The following is a 23,714-nucleotide window of genomic DNA, read 5'->3' as shown; positions in this document are numbered from 1 at the left end:
AGCCATTTTCAGCCGCTCTTTAGGCCCATTTCAGCCAAACTGTTATTGGTTTCTCGTTGCCTGGGGCAGGACCACTCTATTTTGGAGTCCTGCAATGTACAGGCTAGTAATTTCTGCGTACCTCTTCGTTGCCTTGAGCTCTATCCCTTCGGAAGCGCGACCTTATCGCATTCATCATGCTTCCGAATGCAATGTCACCATGCCCTGCGACTTCTCGTATTCGCAGATGCAGCGCGAGCGGACTTCCAGGTCCTCACTAACTTCCAGATACTCACTAGCTTCCAGATCCTCACTGAATTCCACGCCGTCACTGCAAGCGTACCGCTCGACGCAGCTGACGGTGACTGACGCAGGGGGCGCCGCCACGCCGGCGACCGTCTCCGGTGTTTCCGGGGCTCGCGTTGTCGGCGGTCGTCCGGCAGGCTGCCCTTCGTCCTTCTGCGGCTGCGGCGCGGCTCTGCGCGTGTTCGGTCGTATCGTGCCGGAATTGAATCTTGCGGCCAATTGGCTGCGCTTTCCGCGGACATCACCCGCGCCGGGAATGGTTGCTGCGCGCCGAGGACACGTTTTCGTTCTGGAGCAGCACCTCGGAGGCGATGTCTGGATGGCCTATGACGCCAACTCGGGCGGACACGCTACGCGAATCCACGCACGTTCATTGCGAGGGTACGCGATCGTGAATCCGCGCGGCGGTTCGGCGGCTTGAGGGTCGCGGACACCACTCTCGACAAGACCGCGGACAGGTCGCAACTTCGTTGCGACCTGCCCACGCTCGATCGATCGTTGACGCGGGGCGCAGCCTCGGTCACAGCCGCAGCACCTTGCCGGGATTCATGATGTTCTGCGGATCGAGCGCGCGCTTGATGGTTCGCATGATGTCGAGTTCGGTCTTCGAGCGGTAATGGCTGAGCTCGTCGAGCTTGTCGATGCCGATGCCGTGTTCCGCCGAGATCGAGCCGCCCATCGAGGTGACGAGATCGTTCACGGCCCGAGTGATGGCGCCCTTGTATTGGGTCAGCGTCTGCTGATCCATGCCGGTCGGCCCCATGAACGAAAAATGCAGATTGCCATCGCCGATGTGCCCCAAAGGATAGGGCCGGATGGTCGGGAGAATGTCGAGCACCGCCGTGGTGCCCTTGGCGATGAACTCCGGAATCCCTGAGATCGCCACCGACACATCGAAGCTGAGCCCCGGACCTTCGGCCCGGGAGGCCTCGGCGACACTTTCGCGGATGCGCCACATGTTGCGCGATTGACTGACCGTGTGGGCGATCACCGCATCGAGCACGCGGCCGGCCTCGAGTTGATCGGCGAGAAACTGCTCCATTTTCCCGGACATGCCCTCAGTGCCGTCCTGGCGCGCCCGCGAGGACGACCATTCCAGCAGCAGGTACCACGGCGTGTCGGCCTTGAGAGGATCCTGGGTGCCGGGAATATGGCGCAGCACCATGTCGATGGCGGCGCGGCTCATCAATTCGCAAGAGCCGACATTGTCTCCGGATGCCGCGTGCGCTTCCGACAGGATCTCCAGGGCCGCGCGTGGATCGCGGATCGCCAGCCATGATGTAGAGACGTCCTTCGGCGCCGGCCACAGCTTGAGCACGGCCTTGGTGATGATGCCCAGCGTGCCTTCGGCGCCCATGAAAAGGTGCTTGAGGTCATAGCCGGTGTTGTCCTTCTTGAGCGCGCGCAATCCGTCCCAGACCTCGCCGTTTGCCAGGACGACTTCAAGCCCCAACACGAGATTGCGGGCATTGCCATAGCGCAGCACCTGCACGCCGCCGGCGTTGGTCGACAGATTGCCGCCGATCATGCACGAGCCCTGGGCGCCGAGGCTGAGCGGCAAGAACCTGTCGTGCCGGCTTGCCGTCTCCTGAAGCGTCTGCAGCACGCAGCCGGCCTCGACCGTCATCGCGTAGCCGACGGGATCGACGTCCAGCACGCGGTTCATGCGGCCGAGCGACAACACGATGCCGGTGTGCGCAGGCCAGGGCGTCGCCCCACCCATCAGGCCGGTGTTGCCGCCCTGCGGCACGATGGCGACGCCGTGCTCATGGCAAAGCCGGACCACTTTCGAAACTTCCGCGGTGCTGCCAGGACGGACGACGGCGCCGGCACCGCCAACCAGCAATCCCCGCCAATCCGTGACGAACGGTTGCTTGCCGTGCTCATCTTCGATGAGGCCCTTGTCACCCACGATCGCGCGCAACGCATCGCGCATCTCGGCAGTCAAGGGAGCGGTTGGAATAGCGGGTTCGGACGACGGGAAGGCAGCCGGCATTTTCGTTTCCCCTGGCGCATCTTGGTGTGCACTGCGCACGTGACGTGCCCGGGTATTGTCCACGTTTGGCGCAGGGAGTCTAACGGCAAGATGTCTCGAACTGCAGCCGGTGACGAAGGCGGTCCGCGGGAGATCTGAGCCTTGCGAGGAAGAGGGGTTGATTTGACAAGACGATCGGTCTAATAAACCTTCATGAACAGAGCAGCCTCGGTATCAGAGCCGCGCCGACGGGGCCGTCCTCCCAGGGACCAGTCGCAGCCGAACGCGCCGCGCGCGCGTCTGTTGCGCACGGGCGTTGCGATTCTGACCGAGAAGGGATTCAGCGCCGTCGGCGTCGAGGAGATCCTGGACTCCGCCGACGTGCCGAAGGGATCGTTCTATCACTACTTCGGCAGCAAGGAGGCTTTCGGCCTCGAGCTGATCGATGCCTACGCCGCCTATTTCGCCCGCAAGCTGGATCGATGGTTCGACGATGCAGCGCGGGCTCCGCTGGACCGCCTGCGCGATTTCATCGCGGACGCGCGGTCGGGCATGGCTCGCTACGGCTATCGGCGTGGCTGTCTCGTCGGCAATCTCGGGCAGGAGATGGGGGCGCTGCCGGAGCCGTTCCGAAAGCGCCTCGCTGCCGTTCTCAGGGATTGGGAAGCCCGGACCGCCCGCTGCCTCCAAGCGGCGCAGCAGGCAGGCCACATTCCGGAAGACGCCGATTGCGACAGCCTCGCGCATTTCTTCTGGATCGGCTGGGAGGGCGCGGTGCTGCGGGCGAAGCTGGAAAGACGCCCCGACGCACTCGACGTCTTCGCGCGAGGATTTCTCGCGATGATCCAGGCCAAGGAACGCGTGATCGTACCAACTTCCATCGACGAGTACCGAGGATAACGCCATGACCCAGGCACTTGCAGTCAGCCGCTTCCCTGTCCCTGATCTGGCCGACATGCCAAACGACATCCGCGCCCGCATCGTCGCCGTCCAGGAGAAGTCCGGCTTCATTCCGAACGTCTTTCTCGTGCTGGCGCACCGGCCGGACGAGTTTCGCGCGTTCTTTGCCTATCACGACGCGCTGATGGACAAGCCCGGCAACCTCAGCAAGGCCGAGCGGGAAATGATCGTGGTTGCGACCAGCAACCTCAATCAATGCCAGTATTGCGTCATCGCGCATGGCGCGATCCTGCGCATCCGCGCCAAGGATCCGCTGATTGCCGATCAGGTCGCGGTCAATTACCGCAAGGCTGATATCACGGATCGGCAGAAGGCGATGCTCGACTTCGCCGTGCGCGTCTCGACCGAGGCCTACAAGGTTTCCGAATCCGATTTCGCCACGCTGAAATCGCACGGGTTCACGGAAGACGACATCTGGGACATCGCCGCGATCTCGGCCTTCTTCGGCCTCTCCAACCGGCTTGCCAACGTCACCAGCATGCGTCCGAACCCGGAATTCTATAACATGGGACGCGGCTGATCGGGCTGACTGACCTGTTCGGCAAGCACGCTCGTCCGCGGACATGGAGAACGGACATGGAGCTCTCATCCCAGCAGCTGGCGCTGAAGGAGAGGGCTGCTGCGCTCTCCAACGAGACGATCCGCAAACGTGCCGCCGACATCGACCGGTCGCGTGAATATCCATGGGACGTCGTCGAGGCGCTGAAGGCCGAGCGCTTCATGGGAATGACCATTCCGGTCGAATATGGCGGCCAGGGTCGGAGCTTCCTCGACACGGTGCTGGTCATCGAGGAGATCGCCCGGTCCTGCACCGTGTCTGCGCGCATCGTGGTCGAGGCCAACATGGGCGCCATCTCGACCGTGATGGCCTACGGCACCGACGCGCAGAAAAAGCGCGCGGCCGATCTCGTCCTGGATGGCGACAAGCCGGCCATCTGCATCACCGAGCCCGACGCGGGGAGCGACGCGAGCGGAATGACGACGCGAGCCGACAAGCGCGGCAACCGCTATGTGCTCAACGGCAAGAAGCACTGGATCACCGGCGCCGGAGTGTCTCGTCTCCATTTGATCTTTGCGCGCGTGTTCGACGAGAGCGGCGAGGAGCTGGGCGTCGGCGGCTTCCTGGCGGTGCGCGGCGAGGCGGGAGGGCTCCGCGTCAGCAAGCGCGAGACGACGATGGGGCTGTGCGGCATGCCCGAGGGCGAGCTCGTGTTCGAGGACCTCGAGATCACGCCGGACATGGTGCTGCTGCCGCCCTCAGGCTTCAAGCGCGGCTTCGCCGACCTCATCAATGCCTACAACAGCCAGCGCGTCGGCGCCGGCACGGTTGCCATGGGGATTGCGGCCGGCGCACTGGAGCACGCCATCGCATGGGCCAAGACGCGCGAGCAGTTCGGCCGGCCGATCGGCGAATTTCAGGGGCTGCACTGGATGCTCGCCGATATGCAGACGCAACTGACCGCATCGCGCCTGATGCTGCACGCGGCGGCGGCTTCACGGGGGCCGGGCGGCAGCGCATTCCCCGATCCCATGCTTGCCGCTCAGGCGAAGATCTTCGCCTCGGAAGCCGCCATCAAGATCGTCAACGACGCCCTGCAGGTGTTCGGAGCCCGCGGCTATTCGCGCGACTTTCCGCTCGAACGGATGGCGCGCGATGTCCGCATGTTCACGATCGGCGGCGGCACGGCCCAGGTGCTGCGCACATTGGTTGCCAGCAAGGTCCTGGGCTGGAAGCTGCCGCAGACGCGCGATGGCTACGTCGTATCAAGGGACCTTGCGGCAAAGGACTAGGGCGCTATCGTGCGCGACGCGGCGTGTTGATGGGAACCCGAGGAAGAGGTGAATACATGACAGACTTCGTAACGCCGCGAGAGATGGCGGAGATGATACCCTCCGGGTGCAAGCTCGGCCTGGCGCCGGACGATTACGCCGCGGCCCCCGGATTGGTTCGGATGCTGATCGATCGCGGCATTCGCGATCTCCATGTGGTCTGCGCACCGATCGGCGGCATGCAGGTCGATATGCTCATCGGCGCCGGCGCCGTGGCGACGCTGGAGACGAGCGCCGTCAGTCTCGGCGAAGCGGGCGGCGCGCCTTGTTTCAGCCGGGCTGTGCGCGACGGATCCATTCGCCTGCGTGATGCCACTTGTCCGGCGGTGTTCGCAGGGTTAACGGCCGCGGAGAAGGGGGTGCCGTTCATGCCGATCCGCGGCATTATCGGCAGCGACGTCCTGGAGAAGCGCGACGACTGGAAGGTGACGTCCAATCCGTTCGATGACGCTGAGAAGATCGTCGTGGTCTCGGCGATCCAGCCCGACATCGCCTTGTTTCACGCGCCTGAAGCGGACCGGTTCGGCAACGTCAGGCTTGGGCGCCGGCGCGAAACAATGCTGCTGGCCCACGCGTCGAAGAAGGCCTTCGTGACCGTCGAGCGCATCTCCGAGGTATCGCTGCTCGACGACGAGAACATGGCCGCGGGCGTGCTGCCCGCAATCTACGTGAGCGCGGTGGCCCAGCTCGAGAAGGGTGGTTGGCCGACGGGGCTTTACGCCGAATATCCCAGGGACGGGCAGGAAATCGAGAAATACGCGCGCGCAGCGCGCTCGCCGGAAGGCTTCCAGGCCTACGTTCGGGGCCTGGGGAGCGCGGCATGAGCGAGGCGTGCACCAGCCGTGAGTTGATGATCTACACGATCTCGCGGCTGCTGAAAGGCGTGCGGCATGTTGCGGTCGGTCAATCCTCGCCGATGCCGGCGGCGGGAGCGATGCTGTTGCGTGCGCTCAACCAGCGTGACGGGCTGGAGCGCGTGCAGGTCTCGATCCTCGGGTCGGTCAAGCACAATTCCTTCACCGGCGGTGCCGAGGAGCTGTTCGATTGCGCCGCGCAGGGACGCCTCGACGCCTTCTTTCTCGGCGGTGGCCAGATCGACGGCCAGGGCAACGTCAATCTCGTTGGCACCGGCGACTATCCGAACAATCCGGTCAGATGGCCCGGCTCGTTCGGTTCCGCCTATCTGTATTTCCTGGTGCCGCGGGTCATTCTGTTCCGTGAAGAGCACAGCCTGCGATCCCTGGTGGAGCGCGTGGACTTCGTCTCCGCACCTGGAGTTACCGACGAGACGGTCTATCGGCGAGGCGGCCCTCATGCGCTGCTGACCAATGCGGCGTTGTTTTCCTTTGACCGGGAGGCGGGACGTTTTCGCCTCGAGAGCACGCATCCGGGATATGGTTGGCGCGACATTCGAGGCACGACGGGCTTCTCGTATGACAACGAGCAATGCGAGGTCACGACGCCCTTGCCGGACGAGGCAACGTTGTCCTTGATCCGGGGCCGAATTCGCGAGGAGCTGCGCGAGTGCTATCCGCAGTTCGCGGGCAATATGCCCGGTCCGGGGTGAGGCGGGTTTCGTTCCGATCTGCCGCGACTCTCTCCCGCTTGCAGGCAGGGCAAGCGCCTTTGGCGACTTCTCTGTGGCCATCCTTCGAGACGCCCGCCGTTGGCGGGCCCTCAGGATGAGGACGGAGTGTGCGGCAGCACTCTCAACGAGCTCCGATGCCGCTTAGCCTCATCCTGAGGAGACCGCTGAAAGCGGTCGTCTCGAAGGGAGAGGCGCGCGCTCAAGTCGCCAAGTACCAAAATGCGATTGCGGCAACGTTCGGACAATCTCTGCAACGTTTCTAAACATCTTCGACAACTTCCCGCGACTGTTCGGGCGTAGAACGCGCTCGGACTTTTCAGATCGGGATTGATGGAATGTCATTGAAGATTTCGGCGGCGCGCATGGGCATCGGCGCGGTCTGCCTCGTGCTTGGCGGCGTCAGCCCATTGTGCGCAGAGCCGGTGTTCGACAGCTTGGCCGGTGCCTGGTCGGGCATCGGCACCATGAAGCCGTCGGACGGTCCGCGTGAGAAGGTTCGCTGCAAGGTGGCGTACAACGTGACCAGGCCGGGGCGGTCGTTGACACTCGACCTGCGCTGCGCGAGCGATGCGTACAAGATGGTCCTGTCCGCGAACATCGAGCAGAGCGGGACGGAGCTTTCCGGCAACTGGTTCGAGAGCGAGTACCGGCAGGGCGGCAAGGTCTACGGCACCAACAAGGACGGCCTCATCGAGGCGCGAATAGAGGGAAATACGGTGGCCGCGCTGGTGACGATCCAGACCAGGAGCAACCATCAGTCCTTCCTGATGGAGGCACCGGGCTCCTGGATGGCGGAAGTCGCGATCGAATTGAACAAGGATGTGAAGTAGCCAAACACTAAATCAAAGCGCGATGACGATTCATCCTGATCTCATCGCGCCTTTAGTGGATGATCTGGTTCAGAAAGCCCTTCGCTCGTTCCGTGCGAGGGGCCCGAAAGAAGGTTTCCGGATCTGCCTCCTCGACGATGCTTCCGCGATCCATGAAGACCACACGGTCGGCAACCTCGCGGGCGAAGCCCATCTCGTGTGTCACGCAGACCATGGTCATTCCGTCCCGCGCCAACTCGACCATGGTGTCCAGCACTTCCTTGACCATCTCGGGATCGAGCGCGGATGTCGGTTCGTCGAACAGCATGATCTTGGGCTGCATGCACAGCGCTCGGGCGATGGCAACGCGTTGCTGCTGGCCGCCTGACAATTGTGCAGGATATTTGTCCGCCTGATCCTGAATGCGAACCTTCCGCAGCAAGCCCAGTGCGCGATCGCGGGCTTCTGCTTGCGAAACGCCGCGAACCTTTATCGGGGCCAGCATGCAGTTCTCGGCGACCGTGAGGTGCGGAAACAGGTTGAAACTCTGAAACACCATCCCGGTTTCGCAGCGCACGCTGTTGATGTCGGCGAGGCGGTTGCTCAGTTCGGTGCCGTCCACGATGATCCGGCCTCCGTCGTGCTTCTCGATATGGTTGATGCAGCGGATCAGCGTCGACTTGCCGGAGCCCGAAGGTCCGCACAGCACGATCTTCTCGCCTTTGCCGACCCTGAGATTGACGTCGTTCAGCGCGGTGAATGCGCCGAACCGCTTCACCAAGCTCTCGACGACGACGATCGCACCGGGCTGTGCGGCATTGCTGGAGGTCTCTCGATGCATGTTCGTCTCCCGGATTCGAGGCGTTATCGCGATGTGGCGAGCGCGTATCGTTTGCGAAGGACAGCGACACACTGGGAAGCTGCCGAGCTGATGGCGAGATAGGCCACTGCGACGACGAGGTACATTTCGACGAGGCGGCCGTTGAGCTGTGCAAGCTTGGAAGCGGCGCCCAGAAGATCCGTCAGGGAAAGGACGTAAACGAGTGAGGTGTCCTGAAAGAGGATGATCGTCTGGCTGAGGATGATCGGACTGGCCACGCGCAGGACCTGCGGGAGAACGATATGGCGGTAGATGTCGTAGGTGGACAGCGCGAGCGCCTGGCAGGCCTCGAACTGGCCCTTGTTCACCGCTCGCAGCCCGACACGGATGATCTCGGAGTAGTAGGCGGCCTCGAACAGGCCGAAGGTGATGAAGGCCGTATAGGTGGCGCCGATCGGAATCGGGCGGCCGTTGCCGCTGAGATGCCCAAGCACGATCGGCACCAGGAAGAAGAACCAGAACAGGACGAGGATCAGCGGAATCGATCGGATGACCGCAACGTAGCCGCGGATGATCTGGGCGAACACTGGAATCTCGAAATGCTGAACGAGCGCCAGGCAGGTTCCGAGAACCATGCCGATGACGAATGCGGCGGCCGTGAGCGCAAGCGAGAAGAGCAGGCCCGACCAGAGATAGGGCCACGATTGCGTTACGATCGAGAAATCGAGGGTGTTCATTTCACGACCTCCATCGCGTTGGGCAGGGCGACGCCTTGCCGCATCTCAGTGGCCAGATCCTCGTCAGTCCCGGGCTTGACGGGAGCGCTGCCCGGAAGGCGGACGGCTTTGTCGATGAGGGTCATGGCCTGATAGGCGACCAGCGCCAGACAAAGGTAGATGATCGTCGCTGCGCCAAATGCCGTAAATGTCTGGAACGTGGCCTCGCTGATCTGGCGCGCCTGGGCGGTCAGCTCCATCAAGCCGATCGTGAGGGCGACGGAGGTGTTCTTGTAGATGCCCATCACCTCGCTGGTGAGGCTCGGCACGATGAGGCGCAAGGCCTGCGGCACGATGACGTATCGATAAGTGAGATAGCCATTGAGGCCGAGAGCGTTGGCCGCTTCGATCTGTCCCCTTGGGAGCGCTTCGATGCCCGCCCGGACCTGCTCGGCTATTCGGGACGCGGTGTAGAGTCCCAGGCAGAGGAGCGCCGGGAAAAACGACGCCCAGGGTGGCGGGATCTGCTTGATGGCATCGCCCAGCGCGCTGGGCACGACCTCCGGGAAGACGAAGTACCAGAGGAACATCTGCACCAGGACAGGGATGTTCCGGAATATCTCGACATAGAGCCGGGCCGGGACGGAGAAGAAGCGATTCTGGACCGTGCGGCCTACGCCGACGACCACACCGATGCCGAAGGCGATCCACCAACCGAAGAAGGCCAGGGCCAACGTCCAACCGAGACCCGACAGAAGCCAGTCGATATAGCGCTGGCCGTCCGCCGTCTGTTCAAAAAGCACTCCGAACATCGCGAGCCCTCAGGTTGCAGGTGCGAACGAGGATTTCCGTGCGGGACGGTCAGCTCCGTCAATCAGTCGACAGCATCGCTGGGATGCGCGATCCGCGCCATCAACTCGTCCGTGAGCGGGAATGCGAGGTTCTCACCCTTGGGCGGAATCGGCTTGGTGAACCATTTCGCGTAGGTCTTCTCGAACTGGCCGGATGCCATTTGCTTGGAGAGGACGTCGTCGACGAGGCCCTTGAAGCCGGCATCACCCTTCGTGAACATCAATCCATAGTAGATCTTCGCGTAGCCCTCGGGAAGGAACAGGAGCGCGTCCGGATTTGGCGCGGCAGCCTTGAGCCCGGCGAGGAGGATATCGTCCTCCATGAAGGCGGCCGCACGGCCGGTGTTCAACATCAGGAAGGATTCCGCATGGTCCTTGGCCTGGACGATGTTGAGGCCGAGTTGCTCCCTAGCGTTGACGCTCTGCGCGAAACCGACTGCGTTGGAGCCTTGGGTGACGACAATCGTCTTGCCTTTCAGGTCGCCGGCGGTCTTCACGCCGCTGGTGGCCTTGACGAGCCATCGCGGTTGACTGACGAACGTCGCGACCGAAAACGAGACTTGTTCCTGCCGCTTCTTGTCGTTCGCGGTGCCGCCGCACTCGATGTCGACGGTCCCGCTCTGGATCAGCGGAATCCGGTTCGAGGAGTTCACTGGCGTGTAGTTGACTTTGAGGTTGGGCAACTTCAGCTCCTCCTTGATGCGATCGACGATCGCCGCGCAGAGATCGAGCGAGAAGCCGATGGGCTTCTGATCGGGCCCGAGGTACGAGAACGGTATGGAAGCCTCGCGGTGGCCGACTGCGATTGCGCCGTTGGATTTGATCTTATCGAGCGTCGGGCTGTCGGCTGCCGCGGAGGGACTTGGGCTGGCGGCCAGGAGTACGGCCAGGAGTCCTGAGAGGCGTCCGAGCATCTGAACAAGCGTCTTCATGGTTTTTCCCTTCCCATCGGTTCTCGAGGTCAAGCTGCGGCGGACGGGCGTCCGAGCCCTCGCCGGCGGATGACGTCGATCAGGCGATCGATGTCGGTTGCGGTGTTGAACATGCCGAGTGAGACGCGAATGCCATCCCGTTCGGGCGACACGCGCACACCGTTCTCCTCGAAATGGCCAAGCCAGTCCGATGCCGGCAGGGCGATGACGTAGATGTGCGGAGCGCGATGCTTGCGCTCGCGCGGGCCAACGAGACGGACGCCCAGCTCGTCCAGGCGCGTGATCAGGTGATCGCCGAGGTCGAAGCAGTGGTTCTGGATGTTCTGGACCCCGATCTGCTCGATCATGTCGAGCGAAGCACTCAGCGCATGGACCGCGGGCAGATTGAAGTTGCCGAGCTCAAAGCGCTTGGCGGCGGGCGAGGGCGCCATTCTGTCGGCACGCGCGATGAGATCATCAGGGACCTCGGCGAGGCTCGCGGCCGCCAGATAGGCCGGCTCCAGCTCTTTGAGCGTCTTGTCCCAATAGAGAAGCCCGAGTCCTTGCGGAACCAGCAATCCCTTATGGCTGCCGGAGCCGATGAAGCTGGCGCCAATCGCCGTCGCGTTGACCGGCACCACGCCGATTGCCTGCATCACGTCCACCACGAAGTAGAGCTTCTTCCTGGTGCACATCGCGCCGACGCTCTCGATGTCAAAGCGGTGACCGGCGTGGAAGGTCACGTGCGACATCGAGATCGCACGCGTGTTCTCGTCGATGAAAGACGCAAAGCTGTCGGCATCGACGACGTCAGTCATCGGGATGAAGCGGACCTCGACGCCCTTCCGTTGCAGATGGAGGAATGCGTAGGCGTTGTTCGGATGATCGCCGTGGATCATCAGGACATTGTCACCGGCCCGGAGCGGCAGTGCGTTTGCCGCGACGTTCATGCTTTCCGACGTGTTTTTCGTGAAGGCGATTTCATCCGCCGTCACGCCGAGGAAGCGAGCGACCTTGGCGCGGGTCTGCTCCACCCGGTCGAGCCAGACGCTCTTCGGTCCGGCCGTCTCGAAGCCCTCGCGAAGGAAGAGCTCGATCGCGGCCTTCACCGGGCGTGCAAGCGGGGTTTGAAACCCGGAGTCCAGATAGACCATCCGCTCGACAGCGGGGAATTCCTTCCTCACGGCGTCCACGTCGTAGTGACGAGACATGCACATCTCCTGTTGGCGCCCCGCCAGCGACTTGGCTCTCGACCAAGCGGCGGAGCGAGATTCTGGGAACGGCGAGACTGCGTTGCACAATTTCTGGTCAGTCACCGGCCGCGCCGAGAATATGAGCTTTCGGAGTTTCGATAAACATATTTGTCGTTTTTCAATATGTTTTATTCCGAAAAATGATAATATATGGCGTTGATCTTGATCTCGCAAGCGAATTTGGCCGGGAGGGGAGAATGACGAAGCGCATTCAGAAGGACGGGCCATTGGATCGTGCCTTCGCGATCGTTCGGCACGTTGCCGACCAACGCAAAGCCGTCTCGGCGGCAGAGATCGCAAAGGCTCTCTCGCTGCCGCTGCCGACGGCGCACAGGTTGATCGGAAATCTCGAGGACCGCGGACTGCTTCAGAAGGCGTTGGGGACCAAGCGTTACGTTGTCGGAAACCAGCTCGTCACACTGTCCGCGACCGTCATCGGAGCGGCCTTCCGCACCGCGCGACGGCACGCGGTGCTTCGGGCGGTTGCGGGAGAGATCGGCGAACAGTGCGAGATTGGCGTCGTCCGCGACAATGTCGTTGCCTATGTCGACAGCGTTCGCGTTTCGGAGCCGCAAGGCCTTCAGTTCAATCCGGGAGAAGCGGCGCCGCTACACTGCACGTCGACCGGAAAGATCTACATGAGCAGACTGCCTGAGCGGACGAGGGCGAATTTGTGCCGCGCGCTCCCTCTGACCAGATACACGGACACGACGATCGTCGATGTCCACGGACTGATGAAGACCCTCGAGGACACGCGGCAGAAGGGCTGGGCCAAGACAAACGAAGAATACGTCAAGGGCGTTGTGGGGTGCGCCGTCCCCATTCTGTCACCCGATCGAGAATTGATCGCTTGCCTGGGCGTCTCAGTGCCGGTGGCGCGCGTGAGCTTCGTCGAACTGGACCGGTTCATCGCGCCGCTTCAAAAGGCAGCCGCCCTGCTGTCGGAGACCATTCTGCAGGTTGAGGACGATGATGGCGCAAGTGCCCAATGATGGTATCAGCGGTCTCGCTGGCGCGCTGGTTCTCCTCATGATCTGGCTGGGCCAGCACGAACGGCCGCGCGCCAATCGACCGCCTCGAGCAACGGGAAATTCGGCCCCTGTCTGAGCGCTAAAGCATGAGCCGGAAAAGTGCGCAGCGGTTTTCCGAAAAGATCATGCTCAAACAACAACCCAAAGCGCGATGACGATTCATCCTAATCGCATCGCGCTTTAGCGGCGACATCACCACGGTCGAGCACGTCACCACCGCCGGTTTCAGCGGCGGCAGCGACGTAGTATTGATGATCAACGCTTGGGGAGCGACGCCATCACCTCGCCCGCGTCTCCGTCCTCGAGGCAGGGCGTGACGGTCAACGGGAGCAGGTCAGACCATTGCGCGAGCCAACGATACATGGCTTTTGGATCACTCGATTCAGAGATCGCAAATCCCTGTCCATTCATGCCATGCCAGCGACCCAGCATCTTGACGCCCTCGGGTGGTGCGCCACCGGTCTCGAGAAAGCGGGCGACGGCTGCATTGAAGGTGCCTTGAGGTACGCTCCAGGTGGTTATGAATTTCATGCGATTCTCCCATGACTAGAATTATCGGATGAATGTCGCGGCTGCGCCGCATGCGCACGATAGCGCCTGCGTATCGAATGACAACGCCGAATGAACACGCGCGTCGGTTTGATTGCTCCTGCTTCCTGCCCAAGCGCTGGTTTGGAGGTAAGACGGCTACTTGCCGTCGTTCCAGATGTCGGTAGCGAGCTTCCAGTCGTTTCCGACCTTCTCCCAGACAACGACATACTTTCCGGTCACTTCCTGCGGTGTCGATCCCTTGGTCCTCAGGACGAACGTGCCGATCTCGCGGGCCGCGGAAGAACCGAGTGGCTTGACATCCACCGTTGTGAGCTTCGGATCGGTCACTTGTTCAGCCATGCTTTTCCACATGACCTCGATGGCTGGTCGGCCCTGCACCATCGCGGAGCCGGGCGGGAGCGCGGTCGCATCGGCACTGTAGAGGGACGCAATCCCGGAAAAATCTCCCTTGTTGAACATCTCTATCCATTTCGCGTTGTTTGCTTCGATCTCGGCCTTCTGAGCCAAAGCCGGCGCGCTCAACGCGATCACGATTGCAATCGCCGATGCAATGTTGCGCATGATCATCTCCAGACTCAATGTACGATACAGATACAGGGGCAGTCGTGTTGTCTCGAAGTGGATGCATTGAATGGCCCATCCCAGACCGGGGAAGGCGCAACGGCAATTCCGGAGAATTACCGTCAGCCCCATTGACGAAGCTGCGCAGTGGAAATTGACGGGCAATTGACCTGACGAGCACTCCATGTCGCGGCTCGAACGCTTGACCAGGCGCGCGCCCGCCGCCCGTCGGGCAAAACACCCTGTCAATCCCTCGACGCAAAAACATTCCTATTTACCGAATTTCGGATATGTCGTATCAATGGCCCATCCCGCCCGCCACAAGGGGCGTTTCGCGATCGTCACGAGACGCGGGCCGGGAGGCGGTGGCCGCGACGGCGTCGGCGCGCTGGGCTGGCTGCAGGGCGGGAATCCCGTGAGCAGCAGCACGCGCGATACGACACGGCGCTGACGGCGTCCTCGGTTCGGCCTCGATGGTGAGCGCACGCAAGCCATCGGGGACAGGAACGGGGATGTGCGCGGACGGCAAAATCGTGTGGTCCTGACGCCCGGGGTCTGTGCGTCAAGTGTTGCGGTGATGTTGCGGCCCAACCGGGTTCGTACATCAGTCATCCGCAAGGCGACGGGGGCAATAGTGCATCGCTCCCCGGGGAGAGCGCGACATAAGCCGTAAAGCCATTCGCGCAGGGAAGGCCGGTGGCCCGGCTACACCTGTAGTCCACCCCGTGCGCGTCTTGCTTGCACACGGGACCGCGGGTGCCAGCCGGCGCCCGGCCTTCCCTGCGCCCTTTCTGAACAAGAAGGGCAACAAAGAGAGTCAAAGCTCGGGCGAAATGAGCCGCGAGAATGCGACGGTGTGTCTTCTGAATGGATCATGTTTCATGGGCAGTCTCGTGCCCCGGACGTAGCGCGGCGTCCCCCTGGCGATGCAAAGCATCGTCCAGAAGGACGATGCGGCTGCAGAGCCGAGGCCTATGTTGCGACGGACCGCGCAGTGTCTGGGTCCCGGCTCTGCGCAGCAATGCTACGCATTGCAGCGCGTCCGGGACACGAGCGCTCCTACGCGCTCTCCGTCTCCCGGTGCACGTCGTGCACCACGAGGCCCATGCCTTCCTCCGGCATCTTGATCCAGTCGCGGCGCTTCAGGGTGCGCTTGGTGTCCTCATAGCCGCTGGTCCAGTGCTCTCGCATCGAGGTGCCCGAGAATTCGTGGTCCTTGGCGTCGCCCTCATAGGCCTTCTGCTGGTAGATCAGATGCAGGATCGCGATCTCCGGCATGTGGCACAGGCTCGCCTTCAGCTTGCGCTCCTCGTCGGACAGCTGCTCGTCCGGCAGCTTCGCCAGCGCCTTGTGGAGCAGGACCTTGAGATTGTGGGTGCGGCGATAGACGTCCGTGTTGTGGCGCGTGCGCGAGGAATACATGATGTCCTTGTGGCGGGCCATCACGTCCTGGATCGAGCGCGGCAGCACGCCGCGCGCGCTGAACAGGTCGACCTGGAACACCAGCGAGTTGAGCGCATCCTCCTGGTCGAGCAGATGCTGCAGCGGTGTGTTGGAGACGATGCCGCCGTCCCAGAAATGATCGGTGCCGATCCGCACCATCGGCAGCGCCGGGGGCAGGGCGCCGGAGGCCATGATGTGCTCCGGCTCGATCTCGTCATGGGAATTGTCGAAATAGATGAAATTGCCCGAGAGCACGTTGACTGCGCCGACCGCGAAGCGAACCCTTTTCTCGTTGATGAGATCGAAGTCGATCAGCTCGAGCAAGCTCTCCTTCAGCGGCATCGTGTCGTAATAGCTGGTCGCGGTGCGCGCGCCGACCGGACTGAACCAGGGATTGACCTGGTGCGGGGTGAAGAAGCCGGGCTGGCCCATCGCCGAGGTCATCCAGGCGCTCGTGAGATTGCGCCACTGGCGGAAGACGTCGCCGTCAGGGGTGTAGTGCCAGATCTTGCGGTTGGTGATGCGCTCCCAGAAGATGCGCAGCGCCTCGAGCCGCTTCTCCGGCTTGTTGCCGGCGATGATGGCGGAGTTGATCGCGCCGATCGAGACGCCGCAGACCCAGTCGGGCTCGATGCCCGCCTCGTGCAGCGCCTGATAGACGCCGGCCTGGTAGGCGCCGAGCGCGCCGCCGCCCTGCAGCACCAGCGCGACGCGATCGCAGCGCTCGGGCCGCCAGCCCCGCGAGGGCGCCTGATGTGTCTGATATGTCGGTTGCGACGTGCGGGCGTCCATGGCGATGCCTCCTGCTTGCGCCAGACGATTGCGTCCCGTGGTGACGGCGTGATGACAAGGCGGCACCGATGCAGCGCCGGCAACGCAGACCGACCACGCTGCAACGGCAGGGGTCGTGCGGATGACGGAAAAGCTTCACATCGCAGTCAATGAGGATCGCTAGCAATTGCCGCCGATCAGGATCACAGGAGACCTGCGATGCGTAGCGAAGACGTGCTGAGACTTCCGTCAATGCCTGCGGCGGGGCCGAGCTATCCGGCCGGGCCGTATCGGTTCGTCAACCGCGAATTCCTTGTCATCACCTACGAGACCGATCCGGAGCTGATCCGCGCCGGCCTGCCCGAGCCGCTGCAGCCGATCGACCAGCCGATCGTGCATTACGAATGGATCAAAATGCCTGACTCCTCCGGCTTCGGCAGCTACACCGAATCCGGCCTCGTCATCCCCGCGCGCCTCAATGGCGAGGAGGTCAATTTCGTCTCGCAGATGTATCTGGACGACGATCCGCCGATCGCCGCCGGCCGTGAGATCTGGGGCTTTCCCAAGAAGTACGCCCATCCCAAGCTCGAGATCGTCAAGGACACGCTGACGGGCACGCTGGAATATGCCGGCCAGCTCGTCGCCATGGGCACCATGGGCTACAAGCACGAGAGCATGGCCGGCAACGGCGATCTCACGCGCGCCACGCTGTCGAAGACGCAGATCAATCTGAAGATGATCCCGGGCGTCGACGGCCGTCTCGAGGTCTGCCAGCTGGTCGCGATCAACCTCGTCGACATCGTGCCGAAGGGCTCCTGGATGGGGCCGGGCCGGCTGCATCTGGTGCCGCATGTCAACGCGCCGGTCGCGGATTTCCCGGTGCGCCGCTGCCTCGGCGCGCATCACTACATCGCCGATCTGACGCTGCCGTTCGGCCGCGTCGTGCACGACTACATCAGGCAAGCCGAGGCGGCCGCGACTGGGCTGGCGGCGGAATAGGGCGGCATCATCAAACTGTAACACTGGCGTAATTGAGTACCGCCTGGGTCCGGAAGATGCCGTCAGCCATCGTCCGGAATGGGGCAGTTGCTGATGGTTGGGGTTGGCCATGGCTGAGCCGGCAAAGCTTGTCAGCGCCTTATCGAGCACTGATCCCGCCATTCCCGGCCTGGTATGGGCCTTCCGCCTGCACAGCGACGGCAGTGCCGAGGCACTGCCGATCGACCAGCCGATCGAGTTCAGCCATGACGGCCGGCTCTGGCTGCATTTCAACCTGACTGACGCGCGGGCACGGCCCTGGATCGGAGCGTCGCAGCTGCCGCCGCTGGCGCGCGAGCTGCTGCTGTCGAGCGACACCTTCCAGCAGCTTCACGTCATCGACCACTGCGTCTACGGCGTATTCTCCGATCTCGTGCGCGAGATCGACAGCGCGACGGAGGAGACCGCGTTCCTCCGCTTTGCCATGACCGAGCGGCTGCTGGTCTCCGGCCGCCACCAGGCGCTGTGCTCGGCGGACGCCACGCGGCGGGTGCTCGAAGGCGGCTACCGCGTCGACAACGTCGCCCATCTGCTCGAAAAGATCGTCGACGAGGTCGCGGACACGCTGGACAGGATGGCCGACAAGCTCGGCCAGGAGATCGACGATATAGAGGAGCGCATCCTCGCCGATGACGCCAAGCCCGAGATGCGCCGCAACCTCGGCCGGCTCCGCCGCACCTGCGTGCGGCTGCATCGGCAGCTCACGGGATTGCGCACGCTGTTTCACCGTCTCGATCAGAAGAACACCGATCATTTGTCGCCGGCGTTGCGGATCCAGGCCGGCAAGCTCGCGCAGCGGCTCGATGGCCTCGACCACGACATCGTGGAGCTCCGCGAACGCAGCCGCCTGCTCGAGGAGGAGCTGCGGTTCAAGAACGAGGAGGAGAGCAACCGCCATCTCCATACCCTCTCGATCGTGACCTCGCTGTTGCTGCCGCCGACGCTGATCACCGGCATCTTCGGCATGAACACCAAGGGCCTGCCGTTGACCGACGTCGAGAGCGGATTCATCTGGGCAGCGGTGCTGATGGCCTCCTCGGTTGCTGCGGCCTATCTCTTCATGAGGCGCACTGGTATCTTCAAGTAGCGTGTGTCGATCGTGAGTTGGGCGACCCAAATATCCGTAGCGGCCGCGATTGCGATGGCCTGCACGGCGACGAGCGCGCGCGCCGGCGCCAAGGACGAGAGCGCGGCCGCATGGCTGTTTCCCAAATGGTTCAACGCGTGGCATGACGGCCTTGCCGGCAAGGGCCTGAATTTCGGCGCCACCTATATCGCAGACAATATCGCCAATGCCGCCGGCGGCGTGAAGCGCGGCGCCATCCATTTCGGCCGGCTCGATCTGTCGGTCGATGCCGACCTCGACAAGCTGGTCGGCTGGACCGGTGGCCGCTTTTACGCCAATGCCTTCATCATCTACGGCCAGGGCCTTTCCCGCAACTACGTGATGAACCTCGCCACCATCAGCGAGATCGAGGCGCTGCCGGACCAGCGGCTCTACAATGCCTATTTCGAGCAGAGCTTTTTCAATGACCGCCTGAACATCCGGGCCGGCCAGCAGGCCGCCGATGTCGAGTTCTTCGACAGCCAGACCGACGACCTCTTCGTCAACGGCACCTTCGGCTGGCCGGCGATCAAGGCCAGCAACCTTCCGGCCGGCGGCCCGGCGCCGCCGATCGCGGTGCCCGGCATTCGCATCAAGGCCGCGCTGACCGACAAGATCACCGCTTATGGTGCGGTGTTCAACGGCGATCCGTCAGGGCCCGGCGATGTCGATCCGCAACTGCGCGACCATCATGGCCTGGCATTTCGCATCAACGATCCGCCGTGGGTGATCGGGCAGGTCCGCTTCAACTACGCCATCGATATCGGCGGCCGCCCGCTCGCCGGCAATTTCACGCCGGGCGCGTGGAAGCATTACGGCTCGTTCGACAGCCAGCGCTTGACGGCGGAGGGGATGTCGATCGCCGATGCCGGCGGCAGCGGTATTCCTGCAAGGCTCAAAGGCAATTACGGCATCTTCGCCGTGATCGAACAGGTGCTCTATCGCCCGCCCGAGGTCACCGAGACCAGCATGTCGGCCTCGCTCCCCGGCATCACCGCGTTCGGCCGCATCGCCTACAGCCCGCCGGATCGCAATCTGATCGATCTCTATATGGACGGCGGTATCGGCTTCGTCGGCTTCACGCCGGCCCGTCCGCTCGACCGCTTCGGCGTGGCGATGGCCTACATGCGGATCTCGAACACCGCGCGCAATCTCGACGTCGATACGCAGGCCGTCACCGGCATCCGCAGTCCGGTGCGCAGCAACGAGACGCTGATCGAGATGATCTACGAGGCGCACGTCAAGCCGGGCTGGCTGATCGCGCCATATTTCCAATATGTGTTCCGCCCCTCGGGCGGAATTCAGAACCCGAACGATCCCAGCGGCGTTTCGCGGATCGGTGACGCCGCGGTGTTCGGCGTCACCTCCACGCTCCGGTACTAGGCCGAGGCCGCCGCCGGCTGTAGTTTCGGCTGCCGCGACAGCGCCAGCACGATCAGCGAGGCGAACACGCAGAGCGCGCCGGCGATGAAGAACGCGGGGAGGTAGCTCTCATAGACCGTCCGCGAGAGACCAGCGCCGAAGGCGGCGGTCCCGGCGCCGAGCTGGTGGCCTGCAAAGATCCAGCCGAACACCAGATTGGCGCGCTCGGGGCCGAACTTTTGCGCGGTGAGGCGCACCGTCGGCGGCACGGTCGCGATCCAGTCGAGACCGTAGAACATCGCGAAGATCGACAGGCCGTAGAACGAGAAATCGCTGAAGGGCAGGAAGATCAGCGAGAGCCCGCGCAGGCCGTAATACCAGAACAGGAGATAGCGATTGTCATAGCGGTCCGACAGCCAGCCCGACATGATGGTGCCGAAGAAGTCGAAGATGCCCATGGCCGCAAGCAGGCTCGCGGCCTGCACTTGCGGGATGCCGAAATCGAGGCACATCGGGATCAAGTGCACCTGGACGAGGCCATTGGTCGAGGCGCCGCAGACGAAGAAGGTCGCAAACAGGATCCAGAATGCAGTCGACTTCGAGGCGTCGCGCAGCGTGCCGAGCGCCACGCCCGTGATCGAGCCGTGGCTCACGGGCGGGGCGGGCAGGGGCTCGGTGCCCTCATCGCCGAACGGACGCAGACCGACATCGCTCGGCCGGTCGCGCATCGCGAGCAGGACGGCCAGCGCGGAGACGGCGAGCATGATGCAGACGAAGCCGAGCGCGAGCCGCCAGCCATAGCGTTCGGTGAGGCTTGCGAGCAGCGGCAGGAACACGAGCTGGCCGGTGGCGACGCTCGCGGTCATGATGCCGACGACGAGGCCGCGCCGTGCCGCGAACCAGCGCGTGGCAATGGTTGCTCCGAGCACCAGCGCGGTCATGCCGGTGCCGATGCCGATCACCACGCCCCACAGCGCGACGAGCTGCCAGACCTCGGTCATGCCGAGCGAGAGCACGAGCGCCGAGACAACGATGAGCTGTGCCGCCAGCGTGACGTTGCGCAGGCCGTAGCGGTTGAGCAGGGCGGCCGCGAATGGCGCCATCAGTCCGAACAGGATGAAACGGATCGACAGTGCGGAGGAGATCTGCGCCGTGCTCCAGCCGAACTCCTTTTGAAGCGGAACGATGAACACCCCGGGCGCGCCGACCGTGCCGGCGCTGATCAGCGCAGCGAGGAAGGTTACGCCTACCATCACCCAGCCGTAATGAATGTTGCGGCGGGACAATGCTGCCGCGAGCCAGTTCGAGATCATTGGGCCTCAATGTGGTTTGGCGAGCCCGGTGGGACTCGCGTCATGGTTCCAGTCTGGCACGGGGAAGGGAAGTCTGAAATGACAGACTTCCCTCTATTTCGGACACCCGCGCGTCAGCGCGCCAGCCGCTCCACCGCGATCGCCGTGGCTTCGCCTCCACCGATGCAGAGCGCAGCGATACCGCGCTTGAGGTTGTTCGCCTCGAGCGCATGCAGCAGGGTCACGATCAGCCGCGCGCCGGTGGCGCCAATGGGATGCCCGAGCGCGCAGGCGCCGCCATTGATGTTCAGCTTGTCGCGGGGAATGCCGAGGTCACGCTGCGCCGCCATCGCCACCACGGCAAAGGCCTCGTTGATCTCGAACAGATCGACGTCGGAGGCAGCCCAGCCGACCTTGTCGAGCAGCTTGCGGATCGCGGGGATCGGCGCCGTGGTGAACCATTGCGGCTCCTGGCTGTGGGTGGCGTGGCCCTTGATCTCCGCGAGAACGGGAAGGCCGCCCCGATCGGCGAGCGAGCGCTTCGCCAGCACCAGCGCCGCGGCGCCGTCAGCATTGGCGGAGGAGGCGGCCGGCGTGATGGTGCCGTTGGCGCGGAACGCCGGCTTCAGGCCCGGGATCTTGGCCGGATCGACCTTCAGCGGATGCTCATCATTGGCGACGATGCGGGGACCGGCCTTTTCCGCGAGCGTGATCGGCGCAATCTCAGCCTTGAACGCGCCGCCCTCGACCGCCTTGCGGGCGCGGCTCAGCGTCTCCATCGCATAGGCGTCCTGGTCCTTGCGGGTGAACTGGTACGTCTCCGCGGTGGCCTCGCCGAAATCGCCCATGGAACGGCCGGTTTCGTAGGCGTCCTCAAGGCCATCCATCATCATGTGGTCGATGATGCGGTCGTGGCCGACGCGGTAGCCGCCGCGCGCCTTGGCGAGGAGATAGGGCGCGTTGCTCATGCTCTCCATGCCGCCGGAGACGACGATGTCGGCCGAGCCGGCGCGAATGATGTCGTGCGCCAGCATGGTTGCCTTCATGCCGGAACCGCAGACCTTGTTGACCGTGGTCGCGCCGGTGGCGTCGGGCAGCCCGGCCGCGCGCGCCGCCTGCCGCGCGGGTGCCTGGCCCTGTCCGGCCGGCAGCACGCAGCCCATGAAGACCTCGTCGACTTTCTCGGGCGCGAGTCTTGCGCGCTCCAGCGCCGCGCCGATCACGTGTGACCCGAGCTTGTGCGCGGGAAGAGGCGAGAGCTCGCCCATGAAGCGGCCGAGCGGGGTGCGGGCGGCGGAGACGATGACGACGGGATCGGCGGCTTCGGCCATGATGGGACTCCCTGGCGATGATGTGTAGGATTATGATCATCATATGATGCGCCGCAAAAAATGCAACCGCGACAGGGATGAGAAAATCTTGCGGTTCGCATGAGATTTGGTCGTGTGAGACGGGCAGGGAGGCTGGGCCGGGTGGGGATGAAGCTTGGTCGTTCCACACACACCGCTGTCATCGCCCGGCTTGACCGGGCGATCCAGTATTCCAGAGGCGGCTATGATTGAGCCGAGAGGCTGCGGCGTACTGGATGCCCCGGTCAAAGCCGGGGCATGACGCCTTTAAAATGGAGAGAGTCTAACCCATCACAGCGCGCCTACCGCTTCCTGTTGACGAACGCCTGCATCAGCCGCGTCGGCTCGTCCGTGAGGAACGACTCGCCGAACACCTTCACGCTCAAATTCACCGACTCCGTTAGCGGCAGCTCCTCCCATTGCCGAAGCAGCGCCTTCTGCGACCGCAGTGCCTCGGGGCCGCATGCGAGCAGTGCGTTCACGAGATGCTCGATCTCGGCATCCAGTCCGCCCTCAAGTGCCACCTTGTCGACCAGCCCCCAGGCGAGCGCCGTCGGCGCGTCGATGTTCTCCGCCGTCATCACCAGCCAGCGCGCCCGGGCCCAGCCGATCAGGCGCGGCAAGAGCGCTGCGTGGATCACCGAGGGGATGCCGACGCGTACCTCCGGCATGCCGAAATGCGCATCATGCGCGGCAATTCGGAAATCGCAGGCGGCCGCCACTTCGAGGCCGCCGCCGAGGCACCAGCCGGGCATGCGGGCGATCACCGGTGCCGGGAATTGGCGCACCGCTTCGCAGAGATCGCGCAGGCGGCTGATGAAAGCCTCCGCCGATTTCTGCTCGAGCTTGGCCATCTCCTTGATGTCGGCGCCGCCGATCATGCTCTTCTCGCTCTGGCCGCGCAGCACCACGACGCGGATGCTGCGGTCGGATGCAAGCCGCTGCAGGCCTTCGCGCAGGGCGTCGGTCACCGGCGAGCCGAGAATATTGAGCGGGCCGGCGTTGCAGATCGCGACATGAACGACCCCGCGCGTATCGCGCGTCACGCCGCAGTGGTGGTTGAGCATTTCCATCGTGGCATCTCGAAGGTTTCGTGGACCGGCGCGAGGCGCGCGGGTCGGTGCCACTTCCGGGCCGAAACGTCCTTGTTGTCAAGCGGGGGTGGGGGCGAGTTGCAAGTGCGAAGTCCGTCGCATAGTATGACATATATCA

Annotated in this window: 23 protein-coding genes; 11 read left to right on the top strand and 12 right to left on the bottom strand. The window is 63.5% G+C overall.

Annotation, left to right across the window (positions count from 1 at the left end; translation table 11 throughout):
- Positions 1-805 precede the first annotated feature (805 nt).
- Positions 806-2,281, bottom strand: a complete 1,476-nt coding sequence (locus tag GGD65_RS27705; protein ID WP_183237249.1) for an FAD-binding oxidoreductase — start codon at positions 2,279-2,281, stop codon at positions 806-808.
- A gap of 192 nt (positions 2,282-2,473) precedes the next feature.
- Here GGD65_RS27705 and GGD65_RS27700 point away from each other — a divergent pair, with 192 nt between their 5' ends.
- The 6 genes from GGD65_RS27700 to GGD65_RS27675 all read left to right on the top strand — a co-directional run bounded on the left by GGD65_RS27700 (position 2,474) and on the right by GGD65_RS27675 (position 7,468).
- Complete coding sequence (locus GGD65_RS27700; protein ID WP_183237248.1) at positions 2,474-3,160, top strand: TetR/AcrR family transcriptional regulator; 687 nt, start codon at positions 2,474-2,476, stop codon at positions 3,158-3,160.
- 4 nt (positions 3,161-3,164) lie between these two features.
- Complete coding sequence (locus GGD65_RS27695) at positions 3,165-3,740, top strand: peroxidase-related enzyme (RefSeq protein ID WP_183237247.1); 576 nt, start codon at positions 3,165-3,167, stop codon at positions 3,738-3,740.
- A 56-nt stretch (positions 3,741-3,796) separates the two neighbouring features.
- The gene (gene acdA, locus GGD65_RS27690) at positions 3,797-5,011 is read left to right on the top strand and encodes a 3-sulfinopropanoyl-CoA desulfinase (RefSeq protein ID WP_183237246.1); all 1,215 of its coding nucleotides are present in this window, start codon (positions 3,797-3,799) and stop codon (positions 5,009-5,011) included.
- 29 nt (positions 5,012-5,040) lie between these two features.
- Positions 5,041-5,874, top strand: coding sequence for a CoA transferase subunit A (locus tag GGD65_RS27685; protein ID WP_409362762.1), 834 nt, complete (start codon positions 5,041-5,043; stop codon positions 5,872-5,874).
- Positions 5,871-6,617: a CoA-transferase gene (locus tag GGD65_RS27680; protein WP_183237244.1), complete on the top strand. Its 747-nt coding sequence runs from the start codon at positions 5,871-5,873 to the stop codon at positions 6,615-6,617. Before GGD65_RS27685 ends, GGD65_RS27680 begins: the two co-directional genes overlap by 4 nt.
- Before the next feature lie 356 nt (positions 6,618-6,973).
- A complete protein-coding gene (locus tag GGD65_RS27675) occupies positions 6,974-7,468 on the top strand; it encodes a hypothetical protein (RefSeq protein WP_179730806.1) in 495 nt (164 codons plus the stop codon).
- Positions 7,469-7,520: 52 nt separating this feature from the next.
- Here the strand turns inward: GGD65_RS27675 and GGD65_RS27670 are convergent, their stop codons facing one another.
- The 5 genes from GGD65_RS27670 to GGD65_RS27650 form a co-directional block, all read right to left on the bottom strand.
- A complete protein-coding gene (locus tag GGD65_RS27670) occupies positions 7,521-8,288 on the bottom strand; it encodes an amino acid ABC transporter ATP-binding protein (RefSeq protein ID WP_210317291.1) in 768 nt (255 codons plus the stop codon).
- A 23-nt stretch (positions 8,289-8,311) separates the two neighbouring features.
- Positions 8,312-9,004, bottom strand: a complete 693-nt coding sequence (locus GGD65_RS27665) for an amino acid ABC transporter permease (protein ID WP_183237243.1) — start codon at positions 9,002-9,004, stop codon at positions 8,312-8,314.
- Entirely contained in the window at positions 9,001-9,795 is a 795-nt protein-coding gene (locus tag GGD65_RS27660) for an amino acid ABC transporter permease (protein WP_183237242.1), read from the bottom strand. The genes GGD65_RS27665 and GGD65_RS27660 overlap by 4 nt, the downstream gene beginning before the upstream one ends.
- 62 nt (positions 9,796-9,857) lie before the next feature.
- Positions 9,858-10,766, bottom strand: coding sequence for an amino acid ABC transporter substrate-binding protein (locus tag GGD65_RS27655; RefSeq protein ID WP_183237241.1), 909 nt, complete (start codon positions 10,764-10,766; stop codon positions 9,858-9,860).
- A 29-nt stretch (positions 10,767-10,795) separates the two neighbouring features.
- The gene (locus GGD65_RS27650) at positions 10,796-11,956 is read right to left on the bottom strand and encodes an aminotransferase class V-fold PLP-dependent enzyme (protein ID WP_183237240.1); all 1,161 of its coding nucleotides are present in this window, start codon (positions 11,954-11,956) and stop codon (positions 10,796-10,798) included.
- A 239-nt stretch (positions 11,957-12,195) separates the two neighbouring features.
- Between GGD65_RS27650 and GGD65_RS27645 the strand changes: the two genes are divergently transcribed.
- On the top strand, positions 12,196-12,990 hold the full coding sequence (locus tag GGD65_RS27645; RefSeq protein ID WP_183237239.1) for an IclR family transcriptional regulator: 795 nt from the start codon (positions 12,196-12,198) through the stop codon (positions 12,988-12,990).
- A 294-nt stretch (positions 12,991-13,284) separates the two neighbouring features.
- Here GGD65_RS27645 and GGD65_RS27640 read toward each other — a convergent pair whose 3' ends face one another.
- Positions 13,285-13,560, bottom strand: a complete 276-nt coding sequence (locus GGD65_RS27640) for a DUF3303 domain-containing protein (RefSeq protein WP_018319867.1) — start codon at positions 13,558-13,560, stop codon at positions 13,285-13,287.
- A 156-nt stretch (positions 13,561-13,716) separates the two neighbouring features.
- Complete coding sequence (locus tag GGD65_RS27635; RefSeq protein WP_246783418.1) at positions 13,717-14,142, bottom strand: DUF4440 domain-containing protein; 426 nt, start codon at positions 14,140-14,142, stop codon at positions 13,717-13,719.
- Between the two features lie 184 nt (positions 14,143-14,326).
- Between GGD65_RS27635 and GGD65_RS27630 the strand changes: the two genes are divergently transcribed.
- Positions 14,327-14,593 carry a hypothetical protein gene (locus GGD65_RS27630; RefSeq protein WP_157644352.1) on the top strand — a complete coding sequence of 89 codons (267 nt, stop codon included), beginning with the start codon at positions 14,327-14,329 and terminating at the stop codon, positions 14,591-14,593.
- Positions 14,594-15,201: 608 nt separating this feature from the next.
- On the opposite strand, the gene GGD65_RS27625 is transcribed toward GGD65_RS27630, so the two are convergent.
- Entirely contained in the window at positions 15,202-16,377 is a 1,176-nt protein-coding gene (locus GGD65_RS27625) for a patatin-like phospholipase family protein (protein WP_183237237.1), read from the bottom strand.
- A gap of 198 nt (positions 16,378-16,575) precedes the next feature.
- Here GGD65_RS27625 and GGD65_RS27620 point away from each other — a divergent pair, with 198 nt between their 5' ends.
- The 3 genes from GGD65_RS27620 (at position 16,576) to GGD65_RS27610 (ending at position 19,882) form a co-directional block, all read left to right on the top strand.
- Complete coding sequence (locus tag GGD65_RS27620) at positions 16,576-17,355, top strand: acetoacetate decarboxylase (protein WP_183237236.1); 780 nt, start codon at positions 16,576-16,578, stop codon at positions 17,353-17,355.
- 109 nt (positions 17,356-17,464) lie between these two features.
- Positions 17,465-18,481, top strand: a complete 1,017-nt coding sequence (locus GGD65_RS27615) for a transporter (protein ID WP_183237235.1) — start codon at positions 17,465-17,467, stop codon at positions 18,479-18,481.
- Positions 18,482-18,535: 54 nt separating this feature from the next.
- Positions 18,536-19,882 carry a carbohydrate porin gene (locus GGD65_RS27610; protein WP_183237296.1) on the top strand — a complete coding sequence of 449 codons (1,347 nt, stop codon included), beginning with the start codon at positions 18,536-18,538 and terminating at the stop codon, positions 19,880-19,882.
- On the opposite strand, the gene GGD65_RS27605 is transcribed toward GGD65_RS27610, so the two are convergent.
- The 3 genes from GGD65_RS27605 to GGD65_RS27595 all read right to left on the bottom strand — a co-directional run bounded on the left by GGD65_RS27605 (position 19,879) and on the right by GGD65_RS27595 (position 23,575).
- On the bottom strand, positions 19,879-21,174 hold the full coding sequence (locus GGD65_RS27605) for an MFS transporter (protein ID WP_092252663.1): 1,296 nt from the start codon (positions 21,172-21,174) through the stop codon (positions 19,879-19,881). The genes GGD65_RS27610 and GGD65_RS27605 overlap by 4 nt on opposite strands.
- 113 nt (positions 21,175-21,287) lie before the next feature.
- Entirely contained in the window at positions 21,288-22,484 is a 1,197-nt protein-coding gene (locus GGD65_RS27600; RefSeq protein ID WP_018319875.1) for an acetyl-CoA C-acyltransferase, read from the bottom strand.
- 320 nt (positions 22,485-22,804) lie between these two features.
- Entirely contained in the window at positions 22,805-23,575 is a 771-nt protein-coding gene (locus tag GGD65_RS27595) for an enoyl-CoA hydratase (protein ID WP_183237234.1), read from the bottom strand.
- Positions 23,576-23,714: the final 139 nt, after the last annotated feature.

The sequence above is a fragment of the Bradyrhizobium sp. CIR18 genome (genome assembly GCF_014198295.1).
In the GTDB taxonomy this organism is placed as follows: Bacteria; Pseudomonadota; Alphaproteobacteria; order Rhizobiales; family Xanthobacteraceae; genus Bradyrhizobium.
The sequence above is the reverse complement of the archived record's forward strand: the minus strand, read 5'-3'. Positions and strand labels throughout refer to the sequence as shown.

Excerpts from the sequence above, each read along its gene's own strand:
- GGD65_RS27615 (WP_183237235.1), top strand. The coding sequence starts at position 17,465 with ATGGCTGAGCCGGCAAAGCTTGTCAGCGCCTTATCGAGCACTGATCCC.
- GGD65_RS27660 (WP_183237242.1), bottom strand. The coding sequence starts at position 9,795 with ATGTTCGGAGTGCTTTTTGAACAGACGGCGGACGGCCAGCGCTATATC.
- GGD65_RS27605 (WP_092252663.1), bottom strand. The coding sequence starts at position 21,174 with ATGATCTCGAACTGGCTCGCGGCAGCATTGTCCCGCCGCAACATTCAT.
- GGD65_RS27600 (WP_018319875.1), bottom strand. The coding sequence starts at position 22,484 with ATGGCCGAAGCCGCCGATCCCGTCGTCATCGTCTCCGCCGCCCGCACC.
- GGD65_RS27695 (WP_183237247.1), top strand. The coding sequence starts at position 3,165 with ATGACCCAGGCACTTGCAGTCAGCCGCTTCCCTGTCCCTGATCTGGCC.
- GGD65_RS27655 (WP_183237241.1), bottom strand. The coding sequence starts at position 10,766 with ATGAAGACGCTTGTTCAGATGCTCGGACGCCTCTCAGGACTCCTGGCC.
- GGD65_RS27620 (WP_183237236.1), top strand. The coding sequence starts at position 16,576 with ATGCGTAGCGAAGACGTGCTGAGACTTCCGTCAATGCCTGCGGCGGGG.
- GGD65_RS27670 (WP_210317291.1), bottom strand. The coding sequence starts at position 8,288 with ATGCATCGAGAGACCTCCAGCAATGCCGCACAGCCCGGTGCGATCGTC.
- GGD65_RS27680 (WP_183237244.1), top strand. The coding sequence starts at position 5,871 with ATGAGCGAGGCGTGCACCAGCCGTGAGTTGATGATCTACACGATCTCG.
- GGD65_RS27700 (WP_183237248.1), top strand. The coding sequence starts at position 2,474 with ATGAACAGAGCAGCCTCGGTATCAGAGCCGCGCCGACGGGGCCGTCCT.
- acdA (WP_183237246.1), top strand. The coding sequence starts at position 3,797 with ATGGAGCTCTCATCCCAGCAGCTGGCGCTGAAGGAGAGGGCTGCTGCG.
- GGD65_RS27635 (WP_246783418.1), bottom strand. The coding sequence starts at position 14,142 with ATGCGCAACATTGCATCGGCGATTGCAATCGTGATCGCGTTGAGCGCG.
- GGD65_RS27665 (WP_183237243.1), bottom strand. The coding sequence starts at position 9,004 with ATGAACACCCTCGATTTCTCGATCGTAACGCAATCGTGGCCCTATCTC.
- GGD65_RS27645 (WP_183237239.1), top strand. The coding sequence starts at position 12,196 with ATGACGAAGCGCATTCAGAAGGACGGGCCATTGGATCGTGCCTTCGCG.
- GGD65_RS27640 (WP_018319867.1), bottom strand. The coding sequence starts at position 13,560 with ATGAAATTCATAACCACCTGGAGCGTACCTCAAGGCACCTTCAATGCA.
- GGD65_RS27625 (WP_183237237.1), bottom strand. The coding sequence starts at position 16,377 with ATGGACGCCCGCACGTCGCAACCGACATATCAGACACATCAGGCGCCC.
- GGD65_RS27610 (WP_183237296.1), top strand. The coding sequence starts at position 18,536 with ATGGCCTGCACGGCGACGAGCGCGCGCGCCGGCGCCAAGGACGAGAGC.
- GGD65_RS27650 (WP_183237240.1), bottom strand. The coding sequence starts at position 11,956 with ATGTCTCGTCACTACGACGTGGACGCCGTGAGGAAGGAATTCCCCGCT.
- GGD65_RS27595 (WP_183237234.1), bottom strand. The coding sequence starts at position 23,575 with ATGGAAATGCTCAACCACCACTGCGGCGTGACGCGCGATACGCGCGGG.
- GGD65_RS27685 (WP_409362762.1), top strand. The coding sequence starts at position 5,041 with ATGGGAACCCGAGGAAGAGGTGAATACATGACAGACTTCGTAACGCCG.
- GGD65_RS27630 (WP_157644352.1), top strand. The coding sequence starts at position 14,327 with ATGTCGCGGCTCGAACGCTTGACCAGGCGCGCGCCCGCCGCCCGTCGG.
- GGD65_RS27705 (WP_183237249.1), bottom strand. The coding sequence starts at position 2,281 with ATGCCGGCTGCCTTCCCGTCGTCCGAACCCGCTATTCCAACCGCTCCC.
- GGD65_RS27675 (WP_179730806.1), top strand. The coding sequence starts at position 6,974 with ATGTCATTGAAGATTTCGGCGGCGCGCATGGGCATCGGCGCGGTCTGC.